This is a genomic window from Kribbella alba (assembly GCF_039529635.1).
GTDB classification, from domain to species: Bacteria; Actinomycetota; Actinomycetes; order Propionibacteriales; family Kribbellaceae; genus Kribbella; species Kribbella alba.
Map to the genome: position 1 here is coordinate 43,682 of NZ_BAAANE010000002.1, position 15,239 is coordinate 58,920.

At 68.6% G+C, this 15,239-nt stretch carries 17 protein-coding genes; 4 read left to right on the forward strand and 13 right to left on the reverse strand.

The window, feature by feature from the left end:
* Positions 1-8: 8 nt before the first annotated feature.
* Together ABD210_RS02160 and ABD210_RS02165 are read right to left on the reverse strand one after the other, a co-directional pair.
* Entirely contained in the window at positions 9-668 is a 660-nt protein-coding gene (locus tag ABD210_RS02160) for a MurR/RpiR family transcriptional regulator (protein WP_344108033.1), read from the reverse strand.
* Positions 661-1,440 carry a hypothetical protein gene (locus ABD210_RS02165; RefSeq protein ID WP_344108035.1) on the reverse strand — a complete coding sequence of 260 codons (780 nt, stop codon included), beginning with the start codon at positions 1,438-1,440 and terminating at the stop codon, positions 661-663. Before ABD210_RS02165 ends, ABD210_RS02160 begins: the two co-directional genes overlap by 8 nt.
* 144 nt (positions 1,441-1,584) lie before the next feature.
* Between ABD210_RS02165 and ABD210_RS02170 the strand changes: the two genes are divergently transcribed.
* Positions 1,585-2,727 (forward strand): M20/M25/M40 family metallo-hydrolase, encoded by a 1,143-nt coding sequence (locus tag ABD210_RS02170; protein ID WP_344108037.1) that lies wholly within the window; start codon positions 1,585-1,587, stop codon positions 2,725-2,727.
* 5 nt (positions 2,728-2,732) lie between these two features.
* Here ABD210_RS02170 and ggt read toward each other — a convergent pair whose 3' ends face one another.
* From ggt to miaA, 4 genes are all read right to left on the reverse strand, one after another.
* Entirely contained in the window at positions 2,733-4,562 is a 1,830-nt protein-coding gene (gene ggt, locus ABD210_RS02175; protein ID WP_344108040.1) for a gamma-glutamyltransferase, read from the reverse strand.
* 78 nt (positions 4,563-4,640) lie between these two features.
* Complete coding sequence (locus ABD210_RS02180; RefSeq protein WP_344108042.1) at positions 4,641-5,327, reverse strand: hypothetical protein; 687 nt, start codon at positions 5,325-5,327, stop codon at positions 4,641-4,643.
* Entirely contained in the window at positions 5,328-5,849 is a 522-nt protein-coding gene (locus ABD210_RS02185; protein WP_344108044.1) for a SigE family RNA polymerase sigma factor, read from the reverse strand. It abuts the gene before it with no gap.
* Entirely contained in the window at positions 5,836-6,810 is a 975-nt protein-coding gene (gene miaA, locus ABD210_RS02190) for a tRNA (adenosine(37)-N6)-dimethylallyltransferase MiaA (protein WP_344108046.1), read from the reverse strand. The genes ABD210_RS02185 and miaA overlap by 14 nt, the downstream gene beginning before the upstream one ends.
* 180 nt (positions 6,811-6,990) lie before the next feature.
* Here miaA and ABD210_RS02195 point away from each other — a divergent pair, with 180 nt between their 5' ends.
* The 3 genes from ABD210_RS02195 (at position 6,991) to ABD210_RS02205 (ending at position 8,054) form a co-directional block, all read left to right on the forward strand.
* Positions 6,991-7,191 carry a hypothetical protein gene (locus ABD210_RS02195; protein WP_344108048.1) on the forward strand — a complete coding sequence of 67 codons (201 nt, stop codon included), beginning with the start codon at positions 6,991-6,993 and terminating at the stop codon, positions 7,189-7,191.
* A gap of 86 nt (positions 7,192-7,277) precedes the next feature.
* Positions 7,278-7,523: an antitoxin gene (locus ABD210_RS02200; RefSeq protein ID WP_344108051.1), complete on the forward strand. Its 246-nt coding sequence runs from the start codon at positions 7,278-7,280 to the stop codon at positions 7,521-7,523.
* Between the two features lie 78 nt (positions 7,524-7,601).
* Positions 7,602-8,054 (forward strand): NUDIX hydrolase, encoded by a 453-nt coding sequence (locus ABD210_RS02205; protein ID WP_344108053.1) that lies wholly within the window; start codon positions 7,602-7,604, stop codon positions 8,052-8,054.
* A gap of 352 nt (positions 8,055-8,406) precedes the next feature.
* Here the strand turns inward: ABD210_RS02205 and miaB are convergent, their stop codons facing one another.
* The 7 genes from miaB to ABD210_RS02240 all read right to left on the reverse strand — a co-directional run bounded on the left by miaB (position 8,407) and on the right by ABD210_RS02240 (position 15,233).
* Entirely contained in the window at positions 8,407-9,900 is a 1,494-nt protein-coding gene (gene miaB, locus ABD210_RS02210) for a tRNA (N6-isopentenyl adenosine(37)-C2)-methylthiotransferase MiaB (protein WP_344108056.1), read from the reverse strand.
* Between the two features lie 144 nt (positions 9,901-10,044).
* Positions 10,045-10,512: an ArsR/SmtB family transcription factor gene (locus tag ABD210_RS02215; RefSeq protein ID WP_344108058.1), complete on the reverse strand. Its 468-nt coding sequence runs from the start codon at positions 10,510-10,512 to the stop codon at positions 10,045-10,047.
* The gene (locus ABD210_RS02220) at positions 10,509-10,718 is read right to left on the reverse strand and encodes an iron dependent repressor, metal binding and dimerization domain protein (protein ID WP_344108060.1); all 210 of its coding nucleotides are present in this window, start codon (positions 10,716-10,718) and stop codon (positions 10,509-10,511) included. The genes ABD210_RS02215 and ABD210_RS02220 overlap by 4 nt, the downstream gene beginning before the upstream one ends.
* 36 nt (positions 10,719-10,754) lie before the next feature.
* A complete protein-coding gene (gene groL / locus ABD210_RS02225; protein ID WP_344108062.1) occupies positions 10,755-12,404 on the reverse strand; it encodes a chaperonin GroEL in 1,650 nt (549 codons plus the stop codon).
* A gap of 32 nt (positions 12,405-12,436) precedes the next feature.
* Positions 12,437-13,462 (reverse strand): NAD(P)-dependent alcohol dehydrogenase, encoded by a 1,026-nt coding sequence (locus ABD210_RS02230; protein WP_344108064.1) that lies wholly within the window; start codon positions 13,460-13,462, stop codon positions 12,437-12,439.
* Positions 13,459-14,193 carry an iron-sulfur cluster assembly protein gene (locus tag ABD210_RS02235; RefSeq protein ID WP_344108066.1) on the reverse strand — a complete coding sequence of 245 codons (735 nt, stop codon included), beginning with the start codon at positions 14,191-14,193 and terminating at the stop codon, positions 13,459-13,461. The genes ABD210_RS02230 and ABD210_RS02235 overlap by 4 nt, the downstream gene beginning before the upstream one ends.
* On the reverse strand, positions 14,190-15,233 hold the full coding sequence (locus tag ABD210_RS02240) for an amidohydrolase family protein (RefSeq protein WP_344108068.1): 1,044 nt from the start codon (positions 15,231-15,233) through the stop codon (positions 14,190-14,192). The genes ABD210_RS02235 and ABD210_RS02240 overlap by 4 nt, the downstream gene beginning before the upstream one ends.
* Between the last annotated feature and the right edge of the window lie 6 nt (positions 15,234-15,239).

A 15,239-nucleotide genomic window follows, 5' to 3' on the forward strand; every position in this document is an offset into this window, starting at 1 on the left:
CCTTCGGTTCAGTCGACGACATAGAGGCCCAGTTCGGTGTTCAGCCGGTCGCGTTCGCCGAGCCGCCGCCGCGCGCCCTTCGCGCTCGCCGTGGTCAGCGTCGCGAGCACGTGCAGGACGGAGGCGACCACCGTGGGCGAGTCCACGTACGACGCGCTGCCGGTCGCGACATAGATGCACTGGTGCGCAAGACCGGCGAGCGGGGCGTCGTCGAAATCGGTGATCGCGACCAGCTCGCCGCCGGCCTCGACGAACCGCCGGGCGACCTCGACGGTGTCGCGCCGGTACCGCCGCAGCGAGAACGCCACCATCAGGTCGCTGGATCGCACGTCGGCCAGCACATCGACGCTGCGCACCACCGTGCCGTCGATCAACGTCACGTGCGAGAGAGCGGCGCTGAGGTCGAAGGCGAGCAGCGAGGCGTACGAGAAGGACTTGCTCGAGCCGACGATGAACCGGCGGCGGGCGGCGACGATCCGTGCGGCCGCCTGGGCGATGGAGTCGTCGGCGAGAATCAGGTCGAGCGCCTCGGTGATCGAGGCCCGTTCCTGCTCGACCACCCGCTGCTGGAGCAGGGTGGAAGAACGCCGTTGCAAGCGGGCGTCGTACCGCTGGTGGGGGCTGGCCAGCTCCCTGTTGCGGGCCTGCCGATCCTCGGCCTCAGACATCGCCCGCCTCCGGAGCCGGGCCGAAGTGGTAGACCGCTGTTTCGCCATCGAGCCGCCGGCAGGACAGCGCAACCACGGCCTTGCCGAGCAGATCGGTGAAGGCCGAGCGGACGTCTCGGCGTACCTGCTCGGCGACCTCGGGACGGCTTGCCGCCAGAGCGGAGAAGTCGGACGGCAGCGCCAACCACAGGTGGTCGCCGTCACCGCCGGGGATGCCCCAGTCCGCCTCGGTCAGAGCCGGCACGGGTAGCCGGCTGTTCGCCGGCCGATCTTCCGCGCCGAGATCCCACTCGACGATCACCCGGTCGGTCCACGGTTCGCCGTACATGTTCTGTTTGAACCAGCGGCCGCGGGCGCCGAGAACATCGAGGTTGAAGTGTCCGTTCCGGGTCTGGATCGGGTCGTAGGTCCAGCGCATCCGCGTCATGCCGTGCTGCAGGGCCACCTCGCGTTGGGCTCGCTTCAGGCGTCGGCCGAGCCCCAGGCCCTGCCGGTCCGCCGCGACCACCGCGGACTGCGAGTAGTGGTAAGAGGTCTGCCCGTCCGTGCCGCAGAACCCGTAGGCGAAGGCAACGATCCGGTCCGCCTCGTCGAGCACGCCGACCACCGAACCGCCGTTGCTGACCAGCGCGCCGAGCAATCTGGGGTTCAGGCCGTAGTCGGGCTGCCGGTAGCCGAACACAGAGCGGTAGAGCGCAGCGGCCTCCGCGTACTGCGCCGGCGTGGTGAGCGTGACGGTACGGAACCCGTCAGTCGTGCTCTGCGCTGTCATCAATCTCCTGCGAACCAAAGATACGTAACGGATAACTCTCAGTTCCGGAGTTAATACCGTCGAAGCACCTGCGGTCAACGCCTGTCCGAAAGGCGAAACCACACCGTGTCCCCACGTGGCCGGCTGATGATACGTTGACTATCCATGGAGATCGGATTGCCACAGGCGGCTGCCGGACAGGCCACGCAGATGCTCGGGCGACTGCACGAGTACGTCGCGCACGAAACCCCCACGGGTGATTCCGACGCGCTGAACGCGTTCGCCGACCGCCTGGTCGCCAGGTATGGCGAACTGGGGGCGACCGCTCGAAGGGTGCCATCGGCAACAGGTGATCACGTGGTCGCGAACCTCCCCGGCCGCGGCCCGCGCGCAGACGATGAGCCGGTGCTCTTCCTCGGTCACCACGACACCGTGTGGCCGGTCGGCCAACTCGCCGGCCCGATGTCCTGGCGCGAGCAGGACGGCATCGTGCACGGCCCCGGGGTCTTCGACATGAAGGGCGGCCTGGTCGTGCTGGAGACCGCACTGGAACTGGTGGCGGAGCTCGGGCTCGACCACCGGCCGGTGCGGATCGTCGTGGTCGCCGACGAGGAGGTCGGCTCACCGACCGCGCGCGAACTCGTCATCGCCGAGTCAGCCGGCGTGGTGGCGTCCCTCGGACTCGAGCCGCCGCACCCGAACGGCGACCTGAAGACCGCCCGCCGTGGCAGCAGCCGGGTCCGGATCGAGATCACCGGGCGAGAAGCCCACGCCGCACTGGACCCGGGGACGGGCATCTCCGCGATCGATGAACTCCTCGACCAGCTCATCACCGTCCGCTCGCTGGTCGCGACCTACGATGAGGTGCTGTGCAACGTCGGCACCATCTCCGGCGGGGGACGGACGAACGTAGTACCGGGAATTGCCTCGGCGGAGCTCGGTTTCAGGTTCGTCGATCCCGAAACCGAGCGCGCCGTGCTCGACGCCGTCGCCGGGCTGGAGCCTGTTCGGGACGGCGCCCAGGTGCGGGTCTCGGTCCTGTCCAACCGGCCTGCCTGGCAGCCGTCCGGGTCGGGTGGTGACCTGCTCGCCAAGATCGTGACTGCCGGCCGTTCCGTCGGTCAGCAGGTCGGCGGTCGGCCCGCGGCCGGCGCCGCGGACACGAACGTGACCGGGTCGCTCGGCGTACCCAGCCTCGACGGCTTCGGCCCTCGCGGCAAGGGCGCTCACGCAACCCACGAGCAGATCATCGCCGCCGCCCTGCCCGAGCGCGCCGCCCTCGTCGCCGCTGTTATCACCACCATCTGAACCGGCTAGCGGGGCCAGAGCTGGTGGACCGTGCCGGCCGAGCCGCCGCCTCGGCGGGTGGGTTCGGCTGCCGCGAGGGTGGCGCCGCCGGGGAGGAACTCGAGGGCTGCTACTGCACCGATCTCGGCGGCTGAGCTGCCGGGGGCCCCGGCCGGGACCAGTATGTGGCCGTAGGGCGTGAGAGCCGCGCCGTACGCGTTAATGAAGGACTGTTCGGCAGTGACGGCCACGGTGTTGCGTTGGGAGGCGCGTGGGGCCGCGATCGCCTCGGGGAGCGTCATCTCGCGGTCCAGGCGGTTCGTGAAGGTCTGGAGGACCGTGGTGATGATGGTCGAACCACCCGGCGAGCCGAGGGCCAGGAACGGCTTGCCGCCGCGGAGCACGATCGTGGGCGACATCGAGGACCGCGGCCGTTTGCCGGGCTGGATCCGGTTCGGGTCGGTCTGGACGTAGACCGCGGAGAAGTCCGTCAGCTCGTTGTTGAGCAGGAATCCGCGACCCGGCACCGTGATCCCGCTGCCACCTGTCTGCTCGATCGTCAGCGTGTAGGAGACCACGTTGCCCCACTTGTCCGCGGCCACCAGATGCGTCGTCGACAGCCCCTCGGTGTCGGGCCGCTGAGGCGACGCCACTCCGGCCGCGCACGGGGTATACGAACCATCCGGCGACCCAGCCTTCAACGGCTTCACCGAAGCGTGATCCGGATCGATGAGGCACGAACGCTCAGCCCCGAACCCACGCGAAAGCAACTCCTTGGTCGGCACCTTCACGTACGCCGGATCGCCGACATACGCGGCCCGGTCGGCAAAGGCCAGGGCCGATGCCTCGAGATACGTGTGCAACGCCTGCGGAGTCGACATCTTCGACAAGTGCTGCGGAGCAAGGATGTTCAGCGCCTCGCCAACGGTGGTTCCACCTGACGACGACGGCGCCATGCCATAGACGTCGAGCCCTTCATAGCGGACCTTGGTCGGATCCCGATCGATCACCTTGTACTGCGCGAGGTCGCCCGTCGTCAGGTATCCCGGCATCACCGGCAAGGTGGTCCCGGCCGCCTTGGGCGGGTTCTTCACCACCGACGCCATCTCCTGGGCGAGCGGTCCGCTGTAGAAGGCCGAGGGACCCTTCTCCCCCAGCAGCTCATAGGTCTGTGCGAGTTCCGGGTTCTTGAAGACCGAACCCACCTGCGGCGCGTCGCCACCCGGCAGGAACAGCTTGGCCGTCGGTACGATCGCCGAGAACCGGTCCTTGTTGTCGAGCGTCTGGCTGCGGAAGGTCTGGTCGACCACGAACCCGCGATCAGCCAGGTCGGCAGCAGGCTGCAGCGCTCTGCCCAGTGAGAGCGAACCCCATTGGCGCAGGGCGGAGTTCCAGGTCGCCAACGTGCCAGGCACTCCGACCGAGACGCCCGAGGTGACGAGCTCGGGGAAGAAGTTGTAGGGCTTGCCCGGGGTTGCCGGGTTGATGAACGCGTCCTTCGGCATCGTCGCGGGCGCGGTCTCGCGGCCGTCGATCGTGGAGACCTTGCGGTTCTTCGCGTTGTAGTAGACGAAGTAGCCACCGCCACCGATGCCGGCGGAGTACGGCTCGGTCACGCCGAGCGCAGCCGCGGTCGCCACCGCGGCATCGACGGCGTTGCCGCCGCGCCGCAGCACATCCAGGCCGATATTGGTGGCCTCTGGGTCCACCGAAGAGACGGCGCCCCCGAAACCGATGGCGGTGGGGGTCTTCGCCGGTGGCTGAGGCGTCGAGCCGGCGGCGGCGCCGCTGGCAGTCAGGCCGGACAGTACGAGCGCGCCAGCCGTCAAGGCTGCCGCCAGGCGTTTCGGGATCACCGGGTCCTCCGCAGGATCGGCGTACAGGGACAGGCCCTTGCCTACCGTGCCGGAGGCGTTACCGCCAGTCGAAGCGCGTCAGGAGATGCTGCAGGAGCCGATGAAGCGCCGCAGGAGATCATCCGTCCAATCCTGGTGCTGCACGGGCAGCTGGACGATGAGCCAGCGATCGCCGAGCTTCACCTGGCCGACTTCGCGCCCTGCGGCCGTCCCGACCTGGAAGACCTTGCCGCCCGTCCGGACCACCCGCACCGACGCCAGACTCTGCGCGTCGGCGGCGGACCGCAGTACGAGCTTGGCTTCGTCATCCGACGTCCGCGCGCTCGGCGGCGTCAGTACTACGCGGTCGGCCGCGGCCGGCTTCTCCTCGGTCCAGCCCCGCGGCGCGAGCTTGCAGGAGATCGTGCTCCAGGTCTCCTTGTTCGCGACGAGTTCGAGTGCGGCGCCCGAGAACAGCGACAGCGTGTCGTCCGCCTGGGACGGCGAGGCGGCCGGCGTCGGCGTGGCTGTTGGAGCGGTGTCCTTGTCAGCGGTCCCGGTGGCGACCTCCGTCCCGCCACCGCCGAACCAATCCACCTGGTTCCCGATCGCGACGACAGCGGCAGTCGCAGCCGCCACGCACAACACCCCGGTCACCCGGCGGCGAGCCTTGATCCGGAACAGCGCGCGGCGACCACGCGCCACGTCCGCGTCCACGTCCGCCGGCGGGAGACCGTCGACCACGCGGTCGGCGAACTCCGTCAGCAGCTTCTTCACCTCGTCCACTCAACTACTCCCGGTCGTGGGATCGATGGCCGGATCATCGGCCATCAGATCCTTCAGTCGTTTCAGGGCTTTCGCCGTCTGGCTCTTCACGGTCCCCTCGGTGCACTCCAGGATCCGCGCGCAACTCGCCACGTCGAGATCCTCGAAGTACCGCAGCACCAGCACCGCGCGCTGCCGCGGAGCCAGGTCCAGCAGGGCCCGCCGGACAGCCAGCGTGTCCACCGGGTCCGTGGTCTGCGCCAGCCTTGGCTCGAACGTCTCGGCGGTCACCATCTCGGGGTGGCGGCCGGCCCGGCGGCGCTCGTCCAGGAAGGCGTTGACCAGGATGCGGTGCGCATACGGCCCGGCGCCGTCGTGGCGGATGCGGTGCCAGTGCAGGTACACCCTGGTGCAGGCGGTCTGGACCAGATCTTCGGCTGTGTGCACATCTCCCGCGGTGAGCAGTATCGCCGTACGCATCAGTCTGGTGCGGTCCGCGAGCAGATACTCGCGGAACTCGGCCTCACGGTCACCCCCTCGCATCGACAGCCCCCGGGCCCTCTTCCACCTCGACTACGCCGACCGCCGCCGAACGGTTGCCTTGTACTACGGACAAGGCGTGCTCGACCAGGTCCGGGTCGTCGTAGCGCAGCCAGGTGATCCGGGGATCCCTGCGGAACCAGGAATCCTGCCGCCGGGCGAACCGCCGGGTCGCCTGCGCGGTCCGCTCCCGCGCCTCGGCCTCGGAGATCTCTCCGGCCAGCAACGCGATCACCTGGGAGTACCCGAGCGCGCGGTTCGCGGTACGGCCCTCCAGCAGTCCCTTCCCGAGGAGGTCCCGGACCTCGTCGACGAACCCCTGCTCGAACATCCGGTCCACCCGGAGGTCGATCCGCTCGTCCAACTCGGGCCTGGGCACGTCGAGTCCCACCTGCACCACGTTCGGGTAGACGTACCTGTGCTCGGGGAGCGTCGCGACGTACGGGGATCCGGTGATCTCGATGACCTCCAGCGCGCGCACGATCCGGCGTCCGTTGCTCGGCAGGATCTGTTCCGCGGCGGCCGGATCCACCTCGGCCAGGCGGTGGTGCAGCGCGCCGGACCCGTGGTCTGCCAGCTCGGCCTCGAGGCGCTCCCGTACTGCGGAATCGGTGCCGGGGAAGGCGAAATCGTCGAGGATCGCGCGGACGTAGAGCGCGGAACCGCCCGCGAGGACGGGGACGATCCTCCGCTCCAGACAGTCGTCGATCGCGGCTCGCGCGAGTTGCTGGAACTCCGCGACGGTCGCGGTCTGCGTGACGTCCAGGATGTCGAGCAGGTGGTGCGCGATCCCCTGCTGCTCGACGGCGGTGATCTTCGCCGTACCGATGTCCATGCCGCGGTAGACCTGCATCGCGTCGGCGTTGACGACCTCGCCTTGCAGTCGTTTGCACAGGGCAACGGACAGGTCGGACTTGCCGGCCGCCGTGGGACCGACGATCGCGACGACGACTGGATCGACCATCCGACCAGTGTGACAGCGCCTCGGCCGGGTCACTCTCCCCCGCCCCCGCACCGGCGTGAACTCTGGGACAAGAGCAGCCGAAAGGGTTGTGATGACCCCCTGAGTTCGGTAGGAACGGGTCCGGGGGTCAGCAACAGCACAGCAGCAACTCGCAGCAGGACCGACTCGGGAGGAACATCAGTGACCAATCCGTTCGACGAAGAGACCGACCCGGCCAAGGAAGCCCTGGACCTGGACGGCGAGTTCGACGCCGCCAAGCGCAGCGGCGGCGATGTGGAACTGAAGGCGAGCGGCGGCGACGTCGAGTTCAGCGATGACGACACCGAAGGCACCGACAGCGGTGGCGACGTGGAGTCGGAACCCACCGGCGACGAGAGCTAGCACATCCCACACCTCAGGCCTGGTTGGTGGGAAGATCTGCGCTAGCTGTCTGTAAGCAGTTCACTACGCTAGGAATGGGACCCGAGATGGGCATCTTCGACAAGTTCAAGGGCAAGGCCGAGGACCTGAAGGACAAGGCGACCGATCTGGTCGACTCGCACGGCGACAAGGTCGGCGATGGTCTCGACAAGGCCGGCGACTTCGTTGACGACAAGACCGGTGGCAAGTACGGCGACAAGATCGACCAGGGCGTGGATGTCGCCAAGGACCGTCTCGACGGTCTCGACGGTCAGGACGACGACATCGACAACCGGCCGAGCGGGCCCGCCTGAGCCTCGTCTCCGAAGGGCCGCAGGGATCCACTCCCTGCGGCCCTTCTGTTGTCTGCAGGGACCTCTAAGGTGTCGGGCATGGATCGGTTCCAGGTGATTCCCGCTGCCTATGTCGTGTTGCGCCGGGGCGACGAGGTGTTGTTGTTGCTCAGGGCCAACACCGGCTACATGGACGGCTACTGGGCAGTGCCGGCCGGCCACGTCGAGCAGGGCGAGTCCGTGCTGACGGCCGCGCTGCGGGAGGTCCGCGAGGAGGTCGGGGTGAAGATCGACCCGGCCGATCTGGTCCCGGTGACCGCGATGCACCGCACCGGTGGCAACGGCCTGCCGATCGACGAGCGGGTCGACTTCTTCTTCACCGCCTCCCGCTGGGAGGGCGAGCCGCGGCTGATGGAGCCGGACAAGGCGGCCGGCCTGGACTGGTATTCGCTGGACAAGCTTCCTGATCCGGTCGTCCCGCACGAGGCGCGAGTGCTGGCCGGCCTGCGCTCCGGCGGCCTCCCCGCGGTGATCGCCCAGGGATTCGAGTAGGCAGCGCCGCGAGTTCCCTCGGCTCTGCCTTCTGGTATGGCCACTCAGTCGTGGATCAGCGTGCGCCCCAAACGATTGCCTCGTCTGCCGGGGGACGGCGTACCGACCGACAGGAAGTAGTCACCGGTCAGCGATACGGTCCGCCTGAATCCCAGGGCCCGCCGCCTCGTCGAACGGCCCGACGAGGCGATCGAGCGACTACTTCCTGTCGCTCCGTACGGCGGGGCCGCGTGGCTGGGGAGGCTAGGGCGGCCTCGAGGCCTGGACTGGGGTTGATCGCGTAGACATCCGCATCCCGCCCGGAGGCGAACGGTTCGGCTCCCGCCGGAAGCAAGGAGTCAGCCGGCACGGATCAGCCGACCTGGCAGCCGCCGGTGGCGGGCTCGAGCGGTTGCTGCGCCCCGATCGACGGCATACCGAGCATCACGCCCGGCGCGCCAGAGCCGACGGCCGCGCCTGCGGGAGCACCCTGCGCTGCCTCCCACGCGTCGCCCGCACGCGTACGCCGTACCGAACCGAAGACGTCGGCGACCAGATGATGCGGGGCCGCGTAGGTGACCTCGACTGTTGCCATGTCACCCGGTCGCGGCTTCTTCGCGCCTTCGGGAAGCGCGAAGTGCACAAGCCGGTTGTCCCGGGCTCGGCCGGACAGCCGGTGAGTGGCGGCGTCCTTGCGGCCCTCGCCCTCGGCGATCAGGACCTCGACGGACCGGCCGACGATCTTCTTGTTCTCGGCCCAGGCCAGGTCGTCCTGCAGCGCGACCAGCCGCTCGTAACGCTCCTGCACGACTTCGCGCGGTACCTGGTTCTCCATCGACTCGGCGGGCGTGCCGGGTCGCTTGGAGTACTGGAAGGTGAAGGCGCCGGAGAACCGGGCCTGCCGGACCACGTCGAGCGTGCCCTGGAAGTCCTCCTCGGTCTCGCCGGGGAATCCCACGATGATGTCGGTGGTGATCGCCGCGTCCGGCATCGCGGTACGGACCTCCTCGATGATCTTCAGGTAGCGGTCGCGGCGGTAGGACCGGCGCATCGCCTTCAGCACCTGGTCCGAGCCGGACTGCAGCGGCATGTGCAGTGACGGCATCACGTTGGGCGTCCCGGCCATCGCCTCGATCACGTCCGCGGTGAAGTCGCGCGGATGCGGCGAGGTGAACCGGACCCGCTCCAGGCCTTGGACGGAGCCACACGCGCGCAGCAGTTTCCCGAAGGCGTAGCGGTCGCCGAACTCCACGCCGTAGGAGTTCACGTTCTGGCCGAGCAGCGTCACCTCGAGCACGCCCTCTGCGACCAGTGCCTCGACCTCGGCCAGCACGTCGCCCGGGCGGCGGTCCTTCTCGCGGCCGCGCAGCGCCGGAACGATGCAGAACGTGCAGGTGTTGTTGCAGCCGACGCTGACCGACACCCACGCGGAGTACGGCGACTCGCGGCGGGTCGGCAGTGTCGACGGGAAGACGTCGAGGGACTCCAGGATCTCGACCTGGGACTCCTCCTGCACGCGGGCCCGCTCCAGCAGCACCGGCAGCGAGCCGATGTTGTGGGTGCCGAACACGACATCCACCCAGGGGGCCTTCTTGGTGATGGTGGCCTTGTCCTTCTGCGCCAGGCAGCCGCCGACGGCGATCTGCATGCCGGGCTTCTTGGCCTTCACCGGCGCGAGGTGACCGAGGTTGCCGTACAGCTTGTTGTCGGCGTTCTCGCGGACCGCGCAGGTGTTGAACACGACCACGTCGGCCTGGTCGCCCTCGGGCGCACGGACATAGCCCGCGTCCTCCAGCAGCCCGCGAAGGCGTTCGGAGTCGTGAACGTTCATCTGGCACCCGTAGGTGCGGACCTCATAAGTACGCATGACAGCCACCAAGACTACGTCGTACGGCGGGCCGCCACCGCATCGCCCGGGAGTGGGCCTAGCACCACCATTCCGTCGTCACCCGAGGCCGCGTCAGCTCGCCCACCGCCCGGCAGCAGTTGCTCGCCGACGTGGAGGCTGTCGTCAAAGAACCCCCGGCCGCCAACTCGATCGCTGCAGGCGGTTGCTGTCGGGCCCGTCCCCGACCTTGACAGCAGGCGGATCCGGGGCGAGCGAGCCGTCCGGGGCGACATGCTGGAAGATCTGCTCGACCAAGGCGATCACGTGGGGGTCGTCGACCGTGTAGATCTGCCGGCGGCCCTCGCGCCGGGCGCTGATCAGACCGGCCAGCCGGAGCTTGGCCAGATGCTGACTCGCGGTGGCGACGCTGACGCCCACCCGCTTGGCGAGCGTGCCGACGTCGTGTTCACCGCAGCTGGCCAGCGCCACTAGGTGCAGCCGGATCGGGGCGAACAGCAGGCCGAAGGTGCGCGCCGCCGTGGCGAGCTGGGGCGAGGTCGGATCGATCGTGCGCCTGGCCGCCGCGGCCGGCCCCGAGGTTCTCGAGGCAGGCCGCGGCGACAGTGCCAGCGATCCGCGGTCGGTGTTCATCCGGCCTTGGGCGGGATCGGCGCCCCGTACGGGTCCCGGGTCGGATACCCGAGAGCGGCGTCGATGAGGTCCTCCAGCCGCTCGCTGAGCCCCCGCTCGAGCACGTCGGCTTCCGCGCGGACCTCGTCCAGGCCGACGCCGAGGACTCTGTGCAGGAAGGTCTCCAGCAGCTGGAGGCGTCGTACGACCGTCAGCGTGTCGTCCACGGCGGTACTCCTTTCAAGAGCTGACGAACAGACGGGTCAGTAGATGTTCGAGGGGCGGACCATGCCCTCGGCGAGATCGCCGAAGCCCGGCGCCATGATCGCCCCGGGGTTGCCGAAGACCTCCTCGACGACAGCGGTCTCGGTGGTGATCAGCAGCGCCGCGATCGAGGCCGCGCTCTCCAGCGCCGCCCGGGTGACCTTGAGCGGATCGATCACCGCCTGCTCGAACATGTCCGCGTACTCCCCGGTGAGCGCGTTGAAGCCGTGTCCGAGCGGCAGCTCGGCCACCCGTGCGACGACCTCGTCACCGTCGTACCCAGCGTTGATCGCGATCCACCGCAGCGGCTCGGGCAGCGCGCGCCGGACCACCTCACGACCGATCGCCTCGTCACCGGTCAGTTCGACCTTCGACACCACCTGCTGCGCCTGGACCAGGGCGGTGCCGCCACCAGGTACGACACCCTCCTCGAGCGCGGCCCGGGTCGCGGCCAGCGAGTCCTCGACCCGCAGCATCCGCTCCTTGAGCTCCACACTGGTCGCGCCACCGACGCGGATCACCGCCACCTTGCCGGCCAGCCGTGCCATCCGCAGCTGCAGGCTGTCCTGGTCGGCGTCGATCTTGGCCCGCTCGAACTGCTTCTCCAGTTGCGAGATCCGGGTCTCCACCGCGCTGGCGTCACCGTGGCCGCCGACGATCGTGGTGCTGTTCTCGGTGATCGTGATCCGGTCGCAGGACCCGAGCAGCTCCCGGGTGACCTCCTGCAGCTCCAGACCGGTGTCCTTCGCGAAGACCTGTCCGCCGAGGGCGGTCGCGAGGTCCTCGAGCTCGGCGACCCGCCGGTGTCCGAAGCCGGGGGCGTGCACGACGACAGACCGCATCGTGTTGTGCATGTTGCCGCCGACAAGCAGTTGCAGCGCCGGTCCGTCGACGTCCTCGGCCAGTACGACGAGCGGACGCTCCGCGCGCTGGGCCACCTCGACGGTCGGCATGATGTCCTGCACCTGGGTGATCTTCTTGTTCGTCAGCAGGATCACCGGGTTGTCGTAGACGGTCTCCATCCGCTCCCGGTCGGTGACCATGTACGCCGAGACGTAGCCGTGGTCGAACTCGATGCCGTCGACGACCTCCACGGACATCCCGAGCGTGTCGGACTCCTCGGTGGTGACGACGCCGTTACGGCCGACCCAGTCGACCGCGTCGGCGATGACGGCGCCGATGACCTCGTCGTCGCTGGCGGCCAGGGTCGCGATGTGCTGCAACTCCTCCCGGCCACCGACGTCGGCCGCCCGGGACCGCAGCGTCTCGATCACGACCGGCACGGTCTGCTCGATACCGCGCCGGACCCGCATCGGGTTGGCGCCGGCGTCGACGGCGCGCAGTCCCTCCCGGACCATGGCCTGAGCCAGCACCGTGGCGGTGGTGGTGCCGTCGCCGACGACACCGTTGGTCTTCATCGCCACTTCCTTGACCAACTGGGCACCCATGTTGGCGAACGGCTCGCGCAACTGGATCTCCCGGGCGATGGTGACGCCGTCGTTGGTGATCGTGGGCGGACCGGTCAGCTTCTCCAGCACCGCGTTGCGGCCCTTCGGGCCCAGGGTCACCTTGATCGCATCCGCCAGTGCGTTCACCCCGGACTCGAGCAGCCGTCGTGCATCTACGTTGAACCGCAGTTCCTTCGCCATCGTCAGACCACCTTTCGGTTCGTTTTGTCGAGTCAGGGGATGAGGATCGCCCGGCCGCGGACCAGGCCGCGGTCGAGATCGTCGATCGCCTGCTGAAACTCGTCGAGCGCGTACTTCGTGGTGTGCAACGCGACCTTGCCCTGGGCCGCGAGCACCATCAGGTCCTGCAGGTCGTTGTACGACCCGACCAGGTTGCCGATGAAGTTGATCTCCGTGGAGATCACGTCGATGGTGGGGACGTCGATGTTCTCGCCGTACCCGACCACGTAGTAGTTGCCGGCCCGGCGCAGCATCGCGACGCCGTCGGCGGTGGCGCCGCCCTCGCCGACGAAGTCGACCACGGCCTCCGCGCCGACCCCGCCGGTCAGCTCCAGCACCTGGGCGATCTGGGTGCCGTCGGCAACGATTCCCTGGTCCGCACCGATCTCCACGGCCAGCTGGACCGCCGCCGGGTTGCTGTCGACCACGACCAGGGTCGCGGCCGAGATCGCCTTCATCACCTGGATCCCGATGTGGCCGAGGCCGCCGGCGCCGATGATCACGCAGACGTTTCCCGGCCGGAGAGCTCGCGCGGCCTTGGCCGCCGCGTGGTACGCCGTCAGGCCCGCGTCGGCGAGCGCCGCGACATCTGCCGGCTCCAGCGCGTCATCGATCCGTACTACGCTCCGCGCGGTGGTCCGCAGGTACTCCGCATAGCCGCCGTCGGTGTCAATGCCCGGGAACCCGCTGGACTCGCAGTGCACGTCGTCACCGGACCGGCAGGCCCGGCAGAGCCCGCAGGTGATCAACGGGTGCAGGATCACCTTGTCGCCGACCTGGACGTTGGTGACAGCGTCACCGACCGCGTGCACCCAGCCGGCGTTCTCGTGGCCGATCGTGTACGGAAGCTCCACACCGCTCTTCTCGGCCCACTGGCCCTCGAGGATGTGCAGATCCGTTCGGCAGACGCCGGCGCCGCCGATCCTGACGACGACGTCGAGCGGTCCGCTGACCTGTGGCTCCGGGATCTCGGTGAGCTGCAGCTTCGTGTTGTAACCGATGACCTGCACCGCCCTCATGAGGCTCTCCTCGTGTTCGTGATGTGAGTGGACAGCCCGCCGTCCTCGTCGTCGTACCTGGTCGCCAGCAGTCCGCGGCAGAAGTGCGCATTCCCCTCCACGGAGATGCGCACCGCCCTGGCGAAGCGCAGCCGCAGCGGGACTGCCTCCGCTTCCACCGGTACGCCGTCGTCGTCGACCAGCACCAGATCGTCCGGGCGGATGCCGAGCCCGACATCGGTCCGGCGGCGCAACAGCGCCTCCTTGTGGGAGCCGCCCGGCAGCTCGCCGAGCGTGAGCCCGTGCACCTCCTCGACGGTCCGGCCGGTGCTCTTGAGCAACGCCATCACACAACGCTCCATCGCCGCTGTGTGTGCCTTGCGCTGGAACGTCCGGCGCAGCTCGTCCAGGCTCTCCTCCGCCTCGGGTCCGAAGGTGCCGCGGTACCCCGCGCTCAGCGCCAGGCCGGCGTTGATCTTGGCCGAGTCGTGGTGGTCGTCGAGGAACACCCTGACCCGCCCGACCCCCGGGACGCGCCGCAGCGCGTCCTGGGCGTCGGACGCCATCAGATAGGCGAAGTTGGGAGCGCAGAACGAGGTCGGCAGCCGCAGGTGAACGGTCACGCCGACGCTGTCGATCCGGATCGAGCGGACGAAGCCGAGGTCGGTGATCGGCTGGTCCAGCTCGGGGTCCACGACGGTCGCCAGGGCCGCCGTCACCTCGCTCTCGAAGGAGGTTGTCACCGCGGTCATGAGGCCACGGCTTCCTTGGCGCCTGCTGCCACCTCCACGTCCGTGTCACCGGCGGCGGTGGGGAGCCGCAGCTCCTCGGGAACGTCGATGTCGTAGAGGCTCGCGGCGTTCAGCCCGAGGATCTTCTTCTTCTGCTCGACGGTGATCGGCGCGTACTCCGTCTGGTCGGCCGGGATCTGGAAGTCGACGAACTTCTCGATCAGCCACTTCGGCGTCCAGAGCGCGTAGTCGCTGGAGAAGAGGATCTTGTCCTCGCCGATCCAGTACAGGAGCTCACCGATGATCTGCGCGAAGTAGCCCGGCCGGGTGTGGATGAACGGCATGGCCACCGCGAGCCCGCCATACACGTTGGACTCCTGGGTGGCGATCCAGCAGAAGTCCTCGAGCCGGGGCAGGCCGACGTGCTCCACGATGAAGTTCAGCTCGGTGTAGTCGGTCGCCACCTTGTCGATGTCCGCGACGTCGAAGGCATCCCGGTCCAACGGCCGGATGGTGGGGCCCTTGTGCACGTGGATGTTCTTGATCCCGAGCTTCAGGCACTCCTCGAGGTAGCGGCGCGACCACAGGTCGTCGAGCTTCCAGCCGCGGGAGTCGCCGTGCCACTCCGCGGTGTAGAGCTTGACGCCCTGCAGGTTCATCCGGGCCGCGTCCTCGCGGAGCTGCTTGAGCCCGGCCTCCTCGAAGCGGGGGTCCCAGGCGTGGTTGTAGGTCAGCTTGCCGGGGTTCTCCTGCGTCAGAGCGAAGGCTTCCTCGGTCTGCCCGAACCCGTTCTCGTAGAAGTCGCCGAGGATGGCTGGCTGGAAGATCGCGTGGTCGACGTACCCGTCCTCGAACAGGTCCTTCATCAACCGCTGGCCGCCGTAGTACCTGTAGGTGTCGTAGTCCCACACGACCTCTTCGGGGCTGAGGTTCTTGTGGTAGTCGTAGAAGCAGTCGATGAACTGCTTGCCGTGGATGTTCTTCTGATTCGACTCGCGAGCGTCCCACAGGGCGATGTGGGCGTCGACGATGAAGTACTTCTCACCGTTCTTCTCGTACATGGCGTC

Excerpts from the sequence above, each read along its gene's own strand:
- ABD210_RS02160 (WP_344108033.1), bottom strand. The coding sequence starts at position 668 with ATGTCTGAGGCCGAGGATCGGCAGGCCCGCAACAGGGAGCTGGCCAGC.
- ABD210_RS02165 (WP_344108035.1), bottom strand. The coding sequence starts at position 1,440 with ATGACAGCGCAGAGCACGACTGACGGGTTCCGTACCGTCACGCTCACC.
- ABD210_RS02170 (WP_344108037.1), top strand. The coding sequence starts at position 1,585 with ATGGAGATCGGATTGCCACAGGCGGCTGCCGGACAGGCCACGCAGATG.
- ABD210_RS02185 (WP_344108044.1), bottom strand. The coding sequence starts at position 5,849 with ATGCGAGGGGGTGACCGTGAGGCCGAGTTCCGCGAGTATCTGCTCGCG.
- miaA (WP_344108046.1), bottom strand. The coding sequence starts at position 6,810 with ATGGTCGATCCAGTCGTCGTCGCGATCGTCGGTCCCACGGCGGCCGGC.
- ABD210_RS02200 (WP_344108051.1), top strand. The coding sequence starts at position 7,278 with ATGGGCATCTTCGACAAGTTCAAGGGCAAGGCCGAGGACCTGAAGGAC.
- ABD210_RS02205 (WP_344108053.1), top strand. The coding sequence starts at position 7,602 with ATGGATCGGTTCCAGGTGATTCCCGCTGCCTATGTCGTGTTGCGCCGG.
- miaB (WP_344108056.1), bottom strand. The coding sequence starts at position 9,900 with ATGCGTACTTATGAGGTCCGCACCTACGGGTGCCAGATGAACGTTCAC.
- ABD210_RS02215 (WP_344108058.1), bottom strand. The coding sequence starts at position 10,512 with ATGAACACCGACCGCGGATCGCTGGCACTGTCGCCGCGGCCTGCCTCG.
- groL (WP_344108062.1), bottom strand. The coding sequence starts at position 12,404 with ATGGCGAAGGAACTGCGGTTCAACGTAGATGCACGACGGCTGCTCGAG.
- ABD210_RS02230 (WP_344108064.1), bottom strand. The coding sequence starts at position 13,462 with ATGAGGGCGGTGCAGGTCATCGGTTACAACACGAAGCTGCAGCTCACC.
- ABD210_RS02235 (WP_344108066.1), bottom strand. The coding sequence starts at position 14,193 with ATGACCGCGGTGACAACCTCCTTCGAGAGCGAGGTGACGGCGGCCCTG.
- ABD210_RS02240 (WP_344108068.1), bottom strand. The coding sequence starts at position 15,233 with ATGTACGAGAAGAACGGTGAGAAGTACTTCATCGTCGACGCCCACATC.